General features: G+C 59.9%; 14 protein-coding genes and 1 pseudogene. 14 read left to right on the top strand and 1 reads right to left on the bottom strand.

The annotated features are described in order from the left end of the window. The first annotated feature begins 38 nt into the window (after nucleotides 1–38). The 14 genes from NG895_RS25905 to NG895_RS25840 all read left to right on the top strand — a co-directional run bounded on the left by NG895_RS25905 (nucleotide 39) and on the right by NG895_RS25840 (nucleotide 15,600). The gene (locus NG895_RS25905) at nucleotides 39–2,507 is read left to right on the top strand and encodes a flagellar hook-basal body complex protein (RefSeq protein WP_252855462.1); all 2,469 of its coding nucleotides are present in this window, start codon (nucleotides 39–41) and stop codon (nucleotides 2,505–2,507) included. Nucleotides 2,508–2,663: 156 nt separating this feature from the next. Beyond that, complete coding sequence (locus NG895_RS25900) at nucleotides 2,664–2,870, top strand: flagellar FlbD family protein (RefSeq protein ID WP_252855461.1); 207 nt, start codon at nucleotides 2,664–2,666, stop codon at nucleotides 2,868–2,870. Between the two features lie 33 nt (nucleotides 2,871–2,903). Then, nucleotides 2,904–3,674 carry a motility protein A gene (locus NG895_RS25895; RefSeq protein ID WP_252855460.1) on the top strand — a complete coding sequence of 257 codons (771 nt, stop codon included), beginning with the start codon at nucleotides 2,904–2,906 and terminating at the stop codon, nucleotides 3,672–3,674. Between the two features lie 61 nt (nucleotides 3,675–3,735). After that, entirely contained in the window at nucleotides 3,736–4,455 is a 720-nt protein-coding gene (locus tag NG895_RS25890; RefSeq protein WP_252855459.1) for an OmpA/MotB family protein, read from the top strand. 111 nt (nucleotides 4,456–4,566) lie between these two features. Next, nucleotides 4,567–5,136 carry a flagellar basal body-associated FliL family protein gene (locus NG895_RS25885; protein WP_252855458.1) on the top strand — a complete coding sequence of 190 codons (570 nt, stop codon included), beginning with the start codon at nucleotides 4,567–4,569 and terminating at the stop codon, nucleotides 5,134–5,136. Nucleotides 5,137–5,199: 63 nt separating this feature from the next. Continuing rightward, nucleotides 5,200–5,892, top strand: a complete 693-nt coding sequence (gene fliN / locus NG895_RS25880) for a flagellar motor switch protein FliN (RefSeq protein WP_252855457.1) — start codon at nucleotides 5,200–5,202, stop codon at nucleotides 5,890–5,892. A 158-nt stretch (nucleotides 5,893–6,050) separates the two neighbouring features. Beyond that, nucleotides 6,051–6,755: a FliO/MopB family protein gene (locus tag NG895_RS25875; protein WP_252855456.1), complete on the top strand. Its 705-nt coding sequence runs from the start codon at nucleotides 6,051–6,053 to the stop codon at nucleotides 6,753–6,755. Further along, nucleotides 6,748–7,590 (top strand): flagellar type III secretion system pore protein FliP, encoded by an 843-nt coding sequence (fliP, locus tag NG895_RS25870; protein WP_425267263.1) that lies wholly within the window; start codon nucleotides 6,748–6,750, stop codon nucleotides 7,588–7,590. The genes NG895_RS25875 and fliP overlap by 8 nt, the downstream gene beginning before the upstream one ends. A 15-nt stretch (nucleotides 7,591–7,605) precedes the next feature. Next, nucleotides 7,606–7,872, top strand: a complete 267-nt coding sequence (gene fliQ / locus NG895_RS25865) for a flagellar biosynthesis protein FliQ (protein WP_252855455.1) — start codon at nucleotides 7,606–7,608, stop codon at nucleotides 7,870–7,872. A 32-nt stretch (nucleotides 7,873–7,904) separates the two neighbouring features. Continuing rightward, the gene (locus NG895_RS25860) at nucleotides 7,905–8,702 is read left to right on the top strand and encodes a flagellar biosynthetic protein FliR (RefSeq protein WP_252855454.1); all 798 of its coding nucleotides are present in this window, start codon (nucleotides 7,905–7,907) and stop codon (nucleotides 8,700–8,702) included. An 18-nt stretch (nucleotides 8,703–8,720) separates the two neighbouring features. Then, nucleotides 8,721–9,809, top strand: a complete 1,089-nt coding sequence (gene flhB, locus NG895_RS25855; RefSeq protein ID WP_252855453.1) for a flagellar biosynthesis protein FlhB — start codon at nucleotides 8,721–8,723, stop codon at nucleotides 9,807–9,809. A 540-nt stretch (nucleotides 9,810–10,349) separates the two neighbouring features. Continuing rightward, nucleotides 10,350–11,099 carry an RNA polymerase sigma factor gene (locus NG895_RS25850; protein WP_252855452.1) on the top strand — a complete coding sequence of 250 codons (750 nt, stop codon included), beginning with the start codon at nucleotides 10,350–10,352 and terminating at the stop codon, nucleotides 11,097–11,099. Nucleotides 11,100–11,189: 90 nt separating this feature from the next. Then, a complete protein-coding gene (locus tag NG895_RS25845) occupies nucleotides 11,190–14,459 on the top strand; it encodes a protein kinase domain-containing protein (RefSeq protein ID WP_252855451.1) in 3,270 nt (1,089 codons plus the stop codon). Nucleotides 14,460–15,222: 763 nt separating this feature from the next. Further along, a complete protein-coding gene (locus NG895_RS25840) occupies nucleotides 15,223–15,600 on the top strand; it encodes an ankyrin repeat domain-containing protein (protein WP_252855450.1) in 378 nt (125 codons plus the stop codon). Nucleotides 15,601–15,713: 113 nt separating this feature from the next. Here NG895_RS25840 and NG895_RS25835 read toward each other — a convergent pair. After that, a pseudogene (locus NG895_RS25835) lies at nucleotides 15,714–16,112 on the bottom strand (IS4 family transposase); the annotation flags it as partial.

Here is a 16,112-nt window from a genome sequence, read left to right as displayed (position 1 = left end):
GCCAGCTTACAATTTCCAGCCGATAAGGATAGACGACCATGGGTCTTCAATCAGCACTCACCACCGCCTTGACCGGTCTTCAAGCCGCCGAAACGTCCATCGACGTGGTGGGTAACAACGTGGCCAATAGCAGCACCGTGGGGTTCAAGGAATCCGAAGCGGTGTTCGCCACGCAATTTCTGCAGACCATCAGCATCGGTGGCGCTCCCAACCCTAACTCGGGTGGAACGAACCCGCGGCAGATTGGCCTGGGTGTGAAAGTAGCCGCCATCAACCCCAACTTCTCGCAGGGTACCATCGAGATCAGTTCCAACCCGTTGGACGTCGCCATTCAGGGCGATGGATTCCTCATCGTGCAAAGCGGTACCGGGCGGCTTTACACCCGTAATGGTCAGTTGCAACTCAACGCCAACAACGAAGTGGTGACCGCCACTGGCCAGCGCGTGCTGGGCTACGGCGTGGATGACGAGTTCAATCTGACGACTGACAACCTCGAGCCGCTGGTCATTCCGCTGGGACAGGAACGTGTTGCCCAGGCGACAAAGAATGCCCTGTTCACCGGCGTACTCAACCCGGCAGTCGACGAAGGATCACAACCAGAGATCGTCCAATCGGTCATCCTGGGCGACAACTCCATCGAGCCACCCGACGACACCGACTTTACCATCACCGATGTCGACTCCTCTCCCGTGCCTTCACCAGCGTCGGCGGTCGAGGGCGCCGCCGGAGTGGGAGGTCCGACGTCCGGCACCTACAGCTATCGTGTTGCCTTCCTCGATGACAATGACAACGTCAGCACCTATTCCTCTGCGTTCACGGTGACGAACTCCACCGACGCAACCATCGATATTTCGAGCTTGCCCGATGCTGACAACATCCAATGGACAAAACGCGTGCTCTATCGGACCGAAGCCGATGGCAGCGACTACTACCAAGTGGGAGTGATCAATGACGCGGACACTACAACCACCTTTGCGGACACCATGGACGATGCGACCCTGGTCGCGCAGGATGCACTCGAAACGTCCGTGATCGAACCGGGGTCCTACAGCTACTACGTCACCTTCTACAACAGCGCCGGTAGCGGCACGGAGACGCGCCCCACTTCGAAGATTGGCCCGGTTTCGATCACCGAGTCGACTGGTGGGCGGGTTCGACTCGATTTGAGCGATATTCCCGCTCCCGCGGACGCCAACTACAACAAGCTACGCATTTACCGGTCGAATGAAGATGGTATCGACTTCCGCCGGGTCGCGGAGTTGGATGCCCCGGGAAGTGGCAGTTTTGTCGACTCGTACGTCGACACCATGAGCGGCACCGAACATGCCACCCAGGACGAAATCAACCTGGACGGTCCACCCCCTTCGCCATCGACCAGACTGGTTGACATCCTCACTCGCGAAGGCGACTCGTACAGCAGCCCGTTTGTACCGGGGCAGCTCTCATTCGCCGGCCAGAAGGATGGTGTCACCCTGTCGACGAAGTACCTCGACATCACCGAGGATACGACATTGGGAAATCTGATGTCGTTCGTCGACGACGCGTTGGGACTCTCCGCGGTATCGGATATCGATAGCACGAATCCCTTCCCCAGCAATCCCCCGGACAGCCCGACCGCCGGCGTTACCATCACCGCCGATGGCCGACTCGAGGTGGTCAGCAACTACGGTGAAGAGAACGCGATCAGCATCCCGCTGACCGCCTTTAAGGTGGTGCCCGAGGGGAAGACGGCCAACCAGACGATTCCCCTGGGATTCAACTCCTCGCAAACGGCCGACGGTCCGGGTACTTCCACCGAGTTCATTGTCTACGACAGCCTCGGTTTGCCGCTGAGCATCCGCGTCACCACGGTGCTGGAGGAAAAGACGGGCAATAGCACTACCTACCGCTGGTACGCCACGACGTCGCAGAACGAACCTCTGGATGGTGTGTCGACGGTCGTGGGCGACGGCGTCCTGGTGTTCGACCAGAACGGCGACCTGGACGAGAATACCTCGGCCACGATCAACATCGACCGCACGTTAACCGCATCGGAATCTCCCCTGGTGATCGATCTCGACTATTCGTCGGTCAAGTCGCTCGGCGAAGTCGATGCGTTGGGCAACAACATCAGTTCGCTGAACGTGACCAGCCAGGACGGCTTTCCGCCCGGCGTACTGACCGACTTCCTGATTTCCGAAGACGGACTGATCCAGGGCCAGTTCTCCAACGGCACCCAGCGTATCGTGGGCCAGTTGATGATGGCCCGCTTTGCCAATAACAGTGGTCTGGCCCAGGTGGGCGACAGCCAGTTTGCCGTGGGCGTGAACTCCGGCGAGCCGATCTTCGGCAAGCCGGGCGAAGATGGCATCGGCACCCTTACCGCCGGCGCGGTCGAACTATCCAACTCTGACATTGGTCAGAACCTGATCGAGCTGATCCTGGCGTCCACCCAGTACCGTGGTGGCGCTCGGGTAATCAGTGCTTCGCAAGACCTGCTGGACGAGTTGCTGGCGCTGCGGAGGTAATCAATCAGTAATACACTAGTCGGTTAGCCGAGAATTCGACCGACTAGTAACGCCCGCCTGGCTCCGTGCCTCGGTTCGTGAGCTACGGTAAACGAGAGATATCAGACCGGCGCGGGGCCGGTTGTCCGGGATGTTCCGGTTTGGCAGGACACGACGATGATACAACTCACCAAGCTGAGCGGAGAGCCCTTTGTGCTCAATGCGGAGTTGATTAAGTACGTCGAGGCGCTGCCCGACACGTTTGTGACGCTCACCACGGGCGATCACATTGTGGTGAAGGAACCACTGGAGGAAGTGGTGCACCGCACGGTCGAGTATCACCAACACAAGCAACTCATACCTGCGAGCACGCGAGCCGTCTAAGGCTCGAAACGTGCTGGATTGGCCTTTCCTAGTATGGACATCGCATCCGTCGTTGGAACAGTCGTCGCCTTTGCATTGATCCTTGGATCAATTGTACTGGGTGGTGGCTCGTTCGGTGCCTTCTTCGACGCCCCCAGCGTAATGGTGGTGTTCGGCGGGGCGGTGGCGGCTGCGCTGATCTGCTTTCCGCTGTCCAACTTTCTGGGCGTCTTCGGCGTCACCATGAAGGTGTTCTTCTGGAAGGTGGAACCGGTTGGCGACGTGATTAAGCAGATCGTCAGCCTGGCCGAAGTTGCCCGTCGCGACGGGCTGCTGGCACTCGAGAGCAAGTTGCCGGAAATCGACACCCCGTTCATCATCCTGGGCGTACAGATGGCCGTCGACGGCACCCGACCCGAAGTGATGGAGGACATCCTGCGGACGGAACTCGACGCCGTGGCCACCCGGCACCGCGATGGCAAAGCGATTCTCGACTGCATGGGGCGGTTTGCCCCTGCGTTTGGCATGATCGGCACATTGATGGGCCTGGTGATTATGCTGGGCGACATGAGCGACCCCTCGAAAATTGGCGCCGGCATGGCGGTCGCGTTGCTCACCACCATGTACGGTGCCATAGCGGCCAACGTCGTCTTCCTGCCATTTGCCGAGAAGCTTGGTTTCACCAACCGCCAGGAGCTAATGATTATGGAAATCGTCATTCGCGGCATCATGGCCATTCAATCGGGCGAAAACCCCCGAGTGATCGAACAGAAGCTCAATACATTCATACCGCCAAAACAGCGGACCGCCGAGGAAGCAGCCTAGCGATGGCTTCCCGCCACTGGTTGCAACCTCGCCAATCTCAACCTCCAGCTCCTGAACCATCATGGCCATCGAAGAAGATCCGCCGCCTGGAGTCGCCGAATGGGTCGTGACGTTTGGCGACATGATGTCGCTGCTGCTCACGTTCTTCATCATGCTGGTGTCGATGAGCGAGTTGAAGGAAGAAGAGCGGTTTCAGGCCATGTTGGAGTCGATGCGGCGGCAGTTCGGGCATGAAACTTCCATGTCGGCGGTCCTGCCGGGGCATTCGCACGCCAACAGCAGCCTCGCCTACATCGCCCCCAGCCAGTCGCGTTCGCTGCGAAAGAACCTGAAAGACGGCGGCAACGACGTGCCGGCCGTGACTGGCGAGCACAATCGCGTGCAAACGGTTCGCCACGGTCGCAACTCCACCACCGGCGGTGTCGTGTACTTCGACGAACTGTCGGCCGACCTGACCGACGACGCCAAGCAGAAGCTCCGCACCATTGCGCAGCAGGTAGCTGGCAAACCTCAGAAACTCGAGATCCGGGGGCATGCCTCGCGGCGTCCTGTCGACACGGCGCAAGGGGTGCGCGATCACTGGGACCTGGCCTACAACCGCTGCTACAACGTGATGAAGTACCTGATCGAGCAGGGCATCGAGCCCGAACGGATTCGGCTGGGTTCGGCTGGTGCCAACGAACCGGTCGACTTGGGCCTCGATCCGGAAGACCGAAAGCGCAATGCGCGGGTTGAAGTACTGATATGGGACGAGCGGGTTGTATCCCCCGATCTCGAATGATTTGAACCCTCAAAAAAGGGTCACGGTTCTCCGTTTGCGGCCTATATTTTCCTGTACCAGGCACCGGTTGCCTTGGGCACGCGCCCTCTCCGCAATCTTGCACAGGAAAACATGGCTGACGAACCCACCACAGAACCGCAACCCGCAAAGCGAATTGGCCTCGTCGGATTGATCAAAGCCGTGGCATTCATCTCGGTGATTGTCTTGGTGGAGGTTGTGGCCGCCTCGATGCTGGTGCCGACGGCCGAGGACACCGAAGCTACGGCCCGCCGATTGGTGGCCGCCGAAGAAGGGCAAGTGGAAGACGACGCCGCGGCTGCCGCGGCCCAGGCCAAGCAAGCCTCGCCGCTAGCAGACAAGGAGACCATCGAGGTCGAATTGGGACGCTACAACGTCACACGCTACAACCCCGAGAACGACACCACGCTGATCGTGGACTTCGAGCTGTTTGGCGTGGTGCTAGCAGACGACCAAGGTGGCTTTGAGACCCGCTACGAACGAAACAAGGTCCGCCTCCGCGAGCAGGTGATCATGACCCTGGGCAGCGCCGACTCGACCGAGCTGACCGACGCCGAGTTGGGGTTGCTGAAACGACGGATTTTAGAGAAAACCAATCGCGCGCTCGGCAAACCATTAGTGCAAGAAGTGCTATTCAGCAAGTTCAACTTTGTGGAACGCTGATCGACCGCAGGCAATGGCTCCCCAGACATAGCTCATTTCGTCTCGATACGGGAAAGGACTCCCATGGCTGACGACCCTTTAGGACAAGACGAAATCGAACGGCTGCTGGCCCAGGCTCAGCAAGCTGGCGGCGGAAGCCAGGAATCGGAACCCGCTCCGCCCCCTCCTCCACCCGCTGACAAAGCGCCCGCGCCCGCCACGCAGAAGAGTGCCAAGCTCGATCAAGCCGAACTCGACGCGATGCTGGCGAGCGCCGGAGCGGCCGCACCGCCTCCGCCTCCCCAGCAGCCCAAAACAACTACCCAAACGGCCGCAGCCCCTGCGTCGTCGTCTTCCTCCTCGGCACCGCCGGCCGGTTCGAGCACCGTTTCGCAGGACGATATCGAGTTGCTGCTAAACCAAGCCGAAGAAGCGATCGCTTCGATTGAATCGCCGGTGGAGCTGCCCCCGGGTGTGGCGCCGTTCCAACTGGACGATTTCGGCGGCAGCCCTGCCAGCAACGAGGCCGCCACGCTGGAGCTGGTGCGCGACGTGCAACTCGACCTGAAGATCGAGCTCGGCCGCACCCACATGCACCTGGAAGACGTGCTGCGGCTTCGCCAGGGCGCTGTGGTGCCGCTGGACAAGCTGGCTGGTGATCCCGTCGACCTGTACGTCAATGGCCGCATGATCGCCCGCGGCGAAGTGTTGGTGCTGAACGACAATTTTTGCGTGCGGGTGACCGAGCTGATCGTCGGCGACAGTGCCTGCGCTTAAACATCGAGGAGTGCGCGGCTGCAAGTGCTAGCAGTCGCACCGGTGGAAGCCGCTCTCTCCGACTTCTACTCCGTTGGCGTCACAATCGCCCTGGCTCGCTCGGCCGTAGCTTTCTATAAGACTCCAAGCAATTCCTGCCTTTATGGAGTCCTACCTAGATGCCTCCGAGTCGATCCCCCCTGCCCTGGCTAGTGCTGATCCTGTTGTTGGCCGTTGCTCGCGTGAGCACCGCCGAGCCGGTCGAAGCCACCGACGCGGTAGGTCCTTCGGCGCGCCCGGCCAATAGTGCTCCTTCCGCCTACCCGCGAGCCACTCCCCCCGCCAAGCCACAGCCACAAGCCGAGGCCGCCACGTCCGACGAAGGTCGGCGGCTGCACCTGGGCTCGGAGGGCAGCGACACCACCAAACCATCTCGCTTGGCTGGCGGGCAGAGTGCCGATTTGCTGCACAACTTTGCCAAGAGCTCCGGAGCCACGGCCCTGGCTGCCCTGGCCTTTGTCGTGGGACTGTTCATGCTGATGGCGTGGTTCGTCAAACGCGGCATGCCCAACAGTGCGCAAGTGCTGCCTGCCGAGGCCGTTCGCCTGCTGGGCCGCGTGCCGCTGGGCTCTCGCCAGTTTGGTCAACTGCTGCAACTGGGTAACAAGCTCGTACTGGTGCACGTCACCCAGGCGGGCGTGGAGAAGCTGGCCGAGATCGACGATCCGCAAGAGGTCGTGCGACTGCTGGCCGTCTGCTCCAAGACTTCCTCCAAGGGAAGCCAGAAGGAGTTCGAAGAGATCTTCGGTCAGTTTGCCAAAGAGAAGACCGAGCCCGGCTTCCTGGGAAGCGACACGCCTGACGGAGGACGTCGTTATGCCTAACCTGGTGGGCAAATTCGTACTGCTGGCCGCCGTGCTACTGCCGATGGGCGGAGCACCGGTCGCGATGGCGCAGCAGACAACTATCGAAACCTCTCTGCTGGAAGAGGTCGGCGGTCCCGACGACTGGACCAAACCCGAGCGACTGACTTCCACACTGCAAGTGATGCTGTTGCTCACCGTGGTGAGCCTGGCACCGGCCATCCTGCTGATGACCACCAGCTTTGTTCGCATCGTGGTGGTGTTGGGGCTGTTGCGACAGGCGCTGGGCACGCAGCAGCTGCCGCCCAGCCAGGTGATTACGTCGATCGCGATGTTCGTCACGCTGCTATTGATGATGCCGGTCTGGAACCAAAGCTACGAACAGGGCATCAAGCCCTACAGCGATGGCGAGATCGGCATCGACGAGGCATTCACTCGCAGCGTGGCCCCCATGCGGAAGTTCATGGCTCAGCAGATCGAACGCACCGACAACCACGGCGACGTCGAACTGTTCCTCAGCTACATGCCCAGCGAGATCGATCCTCTGACGGGCGAACTGTACGACAACTACGCCTACTACGACGTTCAACCAGACGAACGCGAGGTGCCGCTACAGGCCCTGCTGCCGGCGTTCATGCTGAGCGAGCTGAAAACCGCGTTCCTGATCGGCTTTCAGATTTACCTGCCGTTTGTGATTCTCGACATCATTGTTGCCAGCGTCACCATCTCGATGGGCATGCTGATGTTGCCGCCGGTTCTGATTTCGCTGCCGTTCAAGCTGCTGCTGTTTGTGCTGGTGGACGGCTGGCGACTGGTAATCGAGATGCTGCTGCAGAGTTTCGAAGTCTTTGTCTAACGCCGCGCTACCGCTATGGACCCACAAGACGCCGTCGACCTGGCCCGCCAAGCGATGATCATCGCCCTGATTATCTCTGCGCCCGTTCTGCTGGCGGGCATGGTGGTCGGTCTGTTGATCGGCCTGATCCAGGCGCTCACGCAGATTCAGGAGCAAACCGTGGCGTTCGTGCCCAAGCTGGCGGCCATGGTGCTGGTCATGGCCTGGACCCTGCCCTGGCTGCTCGAACGGCTGATCGAGTACAGCCAGCAGTTGATCACCGACATCCCGCTATACTTGTAACCGCCAACCCCGGCGAGTAGAGGACGCCCGCCATGGAATGGCTGGAAGCGATGCTGCTGACCAAGGTGGCGGTGTTCGCCCTGGTGCTGGCTCGCATCGGAGCCCTGGTCGCCACTGCGCCGCTGTTCAAGCTCGAAACCGTCCCCATCACCGTGCGGGGGCTGTTGGCCGTGACGCTCTCGATACTGGTGATGCCGCTCTACGCGCACCTCAGCTACACCAGTCCCTGGAATCTGCTGGCGTTCGGCAGCCTGTTGTTCAACGAGATCCTCATCGGCGCGATGCTGGGGCTCGGCATGCAAATCCTGTTTGCCGGTGTGCAGCTGACCGGCCAGATTATCGCCCACATGTCGGGCATGTCGCTGGCGGAAATCTCCAGCCCCGACTTCGACGCGGGCACCTCTGTGTTCACCCAGATCTTTCACTACACCACGATGGCGGTGTTCGTCGCCATGGGCGGACATCGCATGGTGATGGCTGCTCTGCTCGACACGTTCGAGTGGGCGCCGCCGGGCCGGGCCATGCTCGGCGACAGCTTCGCCCAGATGATGGTCGGCATCCTGCAACAAAGTTTCGAACTCGGCATTCGCGCCTCGGCGCCAGTGTTGATCGCCCTGTTCCTCTCCACCCTGCTGCTGGGCCTCATCACCCGCACGCTGCCGCAGATCAACGTGCTGGCCGTCGGCTTTGGCCTGAACGCGATGATCACGATCGCGGCGCTGCTGATCACCATCGGCGGCGCAGCGTGGTTGTTCCAGGAACCCATCGTGGCCACGCTCGAACAACTGCAGTCGGCCGTGGTCCCCGTATCGGCCGAGGTCGGTGGCTAATCCCAACGCCGCGATAGCATGCCAGAACAGTCCGGCGAAAAGTCGTTCGACGCAACCCCGCATCGCAGGCAACAAGCCCGCGACAAAGGGCAAGTTGCGTACAGCCAGGACCTCGGCTCGGCAGCGATATTGCTCGTGGCCGCCGGTTTGCTCAAGGGATTTGGGCCAGGCATTGTCAACGCGGCCGCCGAGCTGATCAACCGCAACGTGGGCGAGGTCGGCACGCTCACGGGCGACCGCGCCATCCTTACCGGCGAAGTCGAGAAGGTGCTCAGCGGGGCGGGATTCGCCTTGTTGCCGTTGATGGTGCTGTTGATGATGGCCGCCGCAGCCTCCAGCGTGTTTCAAGTCGGCTTCCTGTTCGTGCCCGAACGCCTGGTGCCCGACTTCAGCCGCATCAGTCCGGTGGCCGGCATCAAACGAATCGTTTCGCTGCAAGGCGTCATGCGTTTGGGTTTTGGCCTGCTCAAGGTACTGCTGGTGGTGAGCGTGGCCGGCATCGCCATTTGGCTGCGTCGCGACGAAATCATGTTTGCCGGCGCGCTGACCGTCTCGCAGATCTCGATGCTGCTAGTCGAAGTCACAGTCAGCACCCTCTTGTGGGTGGGCGGAGCATTGTTGGTGCTCGCACTGTTCGATTTCGCTTTCCAGAAGTGGAAGCACGAACAGGACCTGAAGATGACGCACCAGGAAGTCAAAGAGGAAATGAAAAACATGCAGGGCGATCCGCAGATCATCGCCCGCCGCCGCCAGGTGCAGCGGCAGATGGTCATGAACCGCATGTCGGGCGCCGTGCCGCAGGCCGACGTGGTGATCACCAACCCCACGGAACTGGCCGTGGCCATCAAGTACGAGCATGGCCAGATGGCCGCCCCGGTGGTGGTGGCCAAAGGCGCGGGCGTGCTCGCCCAGCGCATCCGGCGACTGGCCCTGGAGAACAACATCCCCATCGTCGAACGCAAACCGCTGGCCCAGTTGCTGTACAAAGAGGTCGAGATCAACCACCCCGTCCCCGACGGCAGCTACGCCGCGGTGGCCGAAGTGCTGGCTTACGTCTATCAACTGAAGGGCAAAAAGGTCCCCGGCGCGAACCGCCGCGCGGCGTAACGGCAGGCCGGCCGCCCCGGCCGGCACCGGGGCGTGGTCGATCGGTCTGAAGCTCGAACTCTCGACAATTTTGAGTACCCAGCGGCGCTGCTGGATGGCATCGCCTATTCGCGAACCTGCGCAGGACGATGTGTCCGACGCGGGGTTTGATGACTCCAAAACTACTGAGGTGAGCTGCACCGCGGGGAGTTGGCGGCGGCTCGAATGGAGTCGCTACCCCCCCCACTTCGGTGGGTTGGCGGGCTGGCTAACTACTGAGGTCGTGAAGACCGCTGCGCCGAACGCCGAATCGTAATTGAGCGAAGTCGATGCAACCGATCGCAATTCGAGTTCGGCGAAACTGCAATCGGTGGCTACACCTCCGTAGTTGGCGGAGGCCGTTTGGCGGGCTGGAAAGAGTGCTCGAAACAGGAGTTTCCAGGGAATCTGGCCGCGAGTAAAAGTTACTTTTCGACACATTTTCACAGGTCGCGATAAGTCCCCGTGAACCCATCAAAGATGTAGATTCACCAAGGATAGTCGCCCGACTACAATGATGACATGGCGCCTTATAAGCCTTCTCGTCTGAATACGTCCAACCGGCGCGACTTCGCTACGACTCAGTGGAGCATCGTGCTCGCAGCGGGCCAGCCGGAAGACAGCGATGCACGAGCGGCGCTGAGCCAATTGTGCGAGGCGTACTGGTACCCGTTGTACGCCTACGTGCGGCGTCGCGTGAAGAACGTCGCCGACGCCCAGGACCTGACGCAAGCATTTTTCGTGCATCTCCTGGAACAAGGCGCGGTGGCCCGCGCTGACCGCGTCCGCGGTCGCTTTCGTGCTTTCTTGCTCACCGCGATCAAGAACTTCCTGGCTAACGAGTGGCAGAAGCAGCACGCGGAGAAACGCGGAGGGCGGCGGCTTAAGTTGTCACTGGACTTAGACGCTGGCGAGTCGAAGTTTCGATTGGAACCCTCCCACGAATTGACGCCCGAGAAATTGTTCGAGCGGCGGTGGGTCACGACCATGCTGGACCGCGTACTGAAGCGGCTGCAAGCCGAGCTGGACGACGCCGGCAAGCAAGAGCATTTTGAATACCTTAAGGCGGGATTGATGGGCGATGCGGAGGCGGTCGACTACCAGCAGGCGTCGGAGGCGTTGAGCATCAGTCCGGAAGCGGCCAAACAGGCAGCCTACCGACTACGGAAGCGTTATCGACAACTGTTTCGTGAAGAGGTGGCTCGCACCGTGGCGGATGAAACGGAGGTGGACGAGGAAATTGGGCGGCTTTTGGCCAGCATGGGGGGATAGCCTCCAGAAAACCGCCCAGAAAATCTTGTTACGCTCAACCAGGAATCCGGTACTGAAAGGTAGAGCACCTCCTTCAGTTGGAGAATCGTGATGAATGATCCGCAAAACTGCCCGAATTGTGGCGCGGAGCTGCCGGATGACGCCCCGGCGGGCCTGTGCCCAAAGTGCTTGGTGGCGGCGGGATTGGAAAGCGAAGCAGGCAGCGAAACCAATCGACCGAAGTCGGATCCCGAGGCGCCCACCATTGATAGTCCGTCGCCCGGCACGGGGTTCCTGCCGCCCTTGCCGGAGGCACTTGCCGACAAGTTTCCTCAACTTGAGATTCGTGAACTGCTCGGCCAAGGGGGCATGGGCGCAGTCTACCTGGCTCGGCAGACGAATCTCGACCGGCTCGTTGCGCTCAAAATTATCCGCCCCGAGGCAACATACGACCCGGCGTTTGCCGAGCGATTCAACCGAGAGGCAAAAACACTCGCCCGCTTGAGCCATCAGCAAATCGTGTCCGTGTACGACTTCGGCGAAGTCGAGTACTCCCCAGGGGTCGACGAGCCCGCCCAACCACTCTACTACTTCCTGATGGAGTACGTCGACGGCGTGAACCTGCGGCAGTTGATCCGCAGCGGCGAACTGACTCCTGAGCAGGCTCTGACGATAGTGCCACAGATTTGTGATGCGTTGCAGTACGCCCACGATGAGGGCGTGGTGCACCGCGACATCAAGCCGGAAAACATCCTGCTGGACAAACAGGGCCGAGTGAAGATTGCCGACTTCGGCCTTGCCAAGCTGGCGACTCGGTCCGAAGCGGAGTTTACACTCACCGGCACGCATCAAGTGATGGGCACGCTTCGCTACATGGCACCCGAACAGTTGGAAGGCTCGCATTCGGTCGACCACCGCGCGGACATCTACTCCCTGGGCGTGGTGTTCTATGAAATGCTCACCGGCGAGGCACCGATTGGTCACTTCGATCCGCCATCGAAGAAGGTCGAAGTTGACGTGCGGCTTGATGAAGTCGTGCTGCGTTCGCTGGCTCGTGAGCCGGAACGTCGATACCAACAGGCAAGTGACATAAGAACAGATGTGGAGGCGATCTCCATTGCCCCATGTTTAGCGACTAACAAGGTTGAACATGCACTATCCGACGCGGCTGTCCAGAGCGCAACCGCACATTCCGAACTACGGAACCAAGGTGAAGAATTGCCCAGTCATGGCGGTCGCGACTGGGTTACACTCACGCGTGAACAGATCGACAACGACCGCCTACCGGACTGTTGTATCGTGTGCGGCAGGCATACGGTCGAGCGAGTTAACAAGGACTTCGAATATCAGCCGGAGTGGGCGAGCTTGTTGAGCATCATAGGTCTCTTCTGCGGGTTCTTTCCGGGGTTGATCGTCATCTGGCTGACCACTCAGAAGATGCGCATGGCATGCCCCATCTGCCCCACCCACCGCGAAGCGCGGCGTCGCCTCGTTTGGTTCGCAAGCACGGCCTGGATCGCGGCTCCGTTGCTGGGACTAGTTGGGTTCGGCCTCGTCTATCCATTCTTCGAGGTTAAGTCGCCCGCCGTTATAATCGGTCCGTTGCTGGGCGCGATTGTTGGTCTAATTGTCTATCTCGTTCCCGTGTTGCGACTCGTTCGATACACCATCGGCGTCGAGTGGATGACGAGCGACTACGTGCGTCTACGGCGCGTATCAGCGGAGTTCGCTCGCCAAGCGACACTCCTAGCCGGCATTGATCAGAGCGATAGCGCTCTTGGGAGCGAAGCGCTGCCCTCGCCGAGTACGATCCGCACGGCTTGGGATGCGTGGTGGTCTGAACGCAACAATTGGTTCACCAACGCAGTACTGGCCCTGTTACTGGCGGCTCACCTTGCTGGTATGGCTGCGGTCTTCTACCGATCAGGATATAGCGAATCGACTCCAGCCAGCCGAATCGGTGGAGAAACTCGGACCGGCTCAATTTCGGCCTCGGTGCAACTGGGATGGCCTTCACCTTGGTATCGATTCGATCGCGAGTCGAACGAATCAGGCTTTAGTTCTAGGCCGCAGTTCCGATTGTTTGCGTCATCGGCGTTGCTGGGTGCGTTGGGCATCTTTGCTTACTACGCGTTCTGGCGCATCAGGAAGGTTCAGTCGCGGGGAGGACCGATTCAGAGGTGGTTAACACCACAGGTTGTTGCAGGGTTCTGGGCAATTCTAGCGATCCTTGCCGTACTAATATGCCGGCATGTGACCGATAAGAACTTCGACAAGATGGCGAAATTCGCCTCGGCCACAAAAGAAGGACATAAGCCCCAGGGGAGCGAGGAACTAACTGATCCAGCTGCTGATATCAAGCCCGCAGACCCAAGCAATGACGACAACCAACCGATTTCCAGAGATGACAGGCCTGAGCCGCCCTCTAGTAATGAGCCTGCGTCGACTCCGCTGCTCGACGCCGTGCGGCGGGGCGAAGTGAGCGAAGTGAAGCGGCTTTTAGATGAGGGGGCGAGCGTGAATGACAAGGACGCAGCGGGACGGACACCGCTGATGCAGGCTGCGGAGAGCGGCCACGCTTCGCTTGCGGCGACGCTCGTGCTGCTGGGCGCGAATGTCAATGAACGCGACGACTTCGGGAAGACCGCACTTATGTACGCGGCTGAGAATGGACGCAACTCGGTGCTCGAATCGCTCCAGAGCGTCGAGAGCGCTGCGAACATCTTCCCTCCAAATGAGCGTCGCGAGCAGGCGTTCCGTGAGCTGCCTGGAGTCGATCATCGCCTGCTGCCCGGCGGCACACCGATCATCGGGAGGTTCAAGATCGCCATGCACGCGCAAGATAACTCAGGCGAGACCGCGCAGATGAAGGCCGCCGCACATGGCAACGTGGATTGGTTCCGAAAACTCTGGCCGTCTATCGACGCGACTGATGACAACAGACAGGACAACAATGGACGCACGACGATGATGCACGCGATCGAGAACAACCAAATGACGCTCATGAGTTACTTCGCGTCTAGCCACAATCACAAGAGCTGGGACAGCCCCTTTGCAGGCCCCAACTCGCTGCTGAAGGACAACCAGGGCCGGACCGCGTTGGACTTGGCCAAGGAGCTTGGCCGTGACGCCATGGTCGAACTCATTCGAGAAGAAGCCGCGGCGGTTGTGCGCGGTTTTACAAGCTGGATTGAGAGCGCGGACGAATCGGACCGTCCGGCGATGTATCGCCAACGCGCAATCGCATGGCGCGTGCTGGGCGAGGACAAGAAAGCCGATGCGGATCTGAAGCGGGCGGAAGAGTTGGAGAAATCGGGCGAACAATCCGATAGCGACGCCGACGGGATCGAAGCGATTAAAATTGAGCAGCAAAAACCGTGACTGGGAGTTTTGTCCAATGAACCGTCCGAGCATTCTCTTGCTGATCTTGGGCATTGTGTGCTGTGGGTCGTCTCGCCTCTCTGCCGCTGAAGGCCAAACGCAGCGGACGCCTGAACTGGTCCCTTTGGAGAACTTCGTTGGTTCGTGGAACGTGCTGTTCTCGTCCGAGGGAGATAGCCCCGGTGACAAGGGGGTTGGCGTGGGCCACGCTACCGGAAAATGGGTCCTCGAGCGCAGATTCGTGGAGCAATCCCTGGTCCTGGGCGCCCCCGACGGATCTGGAGGCATCGACGTTAGATTGCTAATGACCTACGATCAGCAGCGAAAGGTCTACAGGTGTTGGTTATTCGCCTCTTCTGGTTTTACAAGAGATGCAGTTGGTAGCTGGGATCCTTCGAGTCAAACCATGAATTGGGAGGCCTGCGGCGATGAGAAGATCTCGACGACAGCATCGTGTGGCGAGGATGGCACGATTCGTGTGCGAACAACTATGACCGATCAAGGTGGTAAAAGGATGTTTAGGTTGAACGGTAAGTATACCCCGCGAAGCACGCCTTGAAGGCATCAGCTCATCGGCCAGCGTCTGGCATAGACGCCCGGGCAGCTGAAATCAGTCATGACAAACCTCCGATTCCGCTTCAGTATCCGGCAACTTCTCCTGATGACCGTTGTAGTGGCACTGTTTCTCTGTGCCTACAATTGGTGGTCCGGGCCATCGCTGGACGACCGCATGGTACGAGCGGCAGAACGCGGAGACACTTTCATGTTCGCTGCGTTGATTGCCCTGGGTGCGCAGGTTGATCGCGGATTCGGAACCGGAGGATATGACACGACGCCATTAATGGACGCCGCGTATGATGGAGACCTCCGTGCCATTGAACTGTACCTCCAGCACGGCGCATACGTTGACTATCAAGAAAAGGACTGTTTTACAGCAATCAACTATGCCGCGATGGAAGGCCACTGGGACATTGTACTACGGTTGCATGCGGCCGGCGCCGACCCTCACCATCGGGATGCGACAGGATCCACAGCCGTCGACTACGCAAAGGAACAGGGCCGGTACGACATCGCCGAGGAGCTGAAGAAGCGCTCAGCCCGTGAAGCGCGACCGGAAGGCGAAAGAAGCACTAGGGAGTAAGGTGCCCATGCGATCCCATGCCGCCGTAGAGTAGACCTCAGGCGCATCGGTGCAATGACCGACCGCACGAAATTGAAGGCTGAGTGCGCAGCGGGTGGACCATCGAATGTCGCTTACTTTTTCCTAAGTTGTTTCAGCATCTCGCGTTTGGCCTCCTTGCGAGGCGTCATCATGTAGTCGTATTTCTTGAATCTTCGTTTGCGGAGTCGCGGTTCGAAGCGGTCGGGACGGTCGGCAACTCGATGCACGGCGACCGAATCGAGGAGTTGCCCGTAGAGGGTGGTCCTTTCTTCTTGCGATCGCTTCGCCATCGCCAGAAGCGGCTGGAACGCCTCCAGCAGCTGCATGGTCGCCTTGAAGCTGATGGACCGGGGTAAAAGTTCATGTTTCGTCGCAGCTTGGGCGATGAGGGTCCGAATCAGGTTGTAGGCCAGCACGTGAGTCCAGATCTCCTTGCGAACCAGTTCGGGAGTTTTACAGCGCAAGACATCCATTTGCAGCGCGACTTTCAA

Source organism: Aeoliella straminimaris (genome assembly GCF_024054565.1).
GTDB lineage: Bacteria > Planctomycetota > Planctomycetia > Pirellulales > Lacipirellulaceae > Aeoliella > Aeoliella straminimaris.
This window is presented reverse-complemented; position numbering and strand designations above follow the sequence as displayed.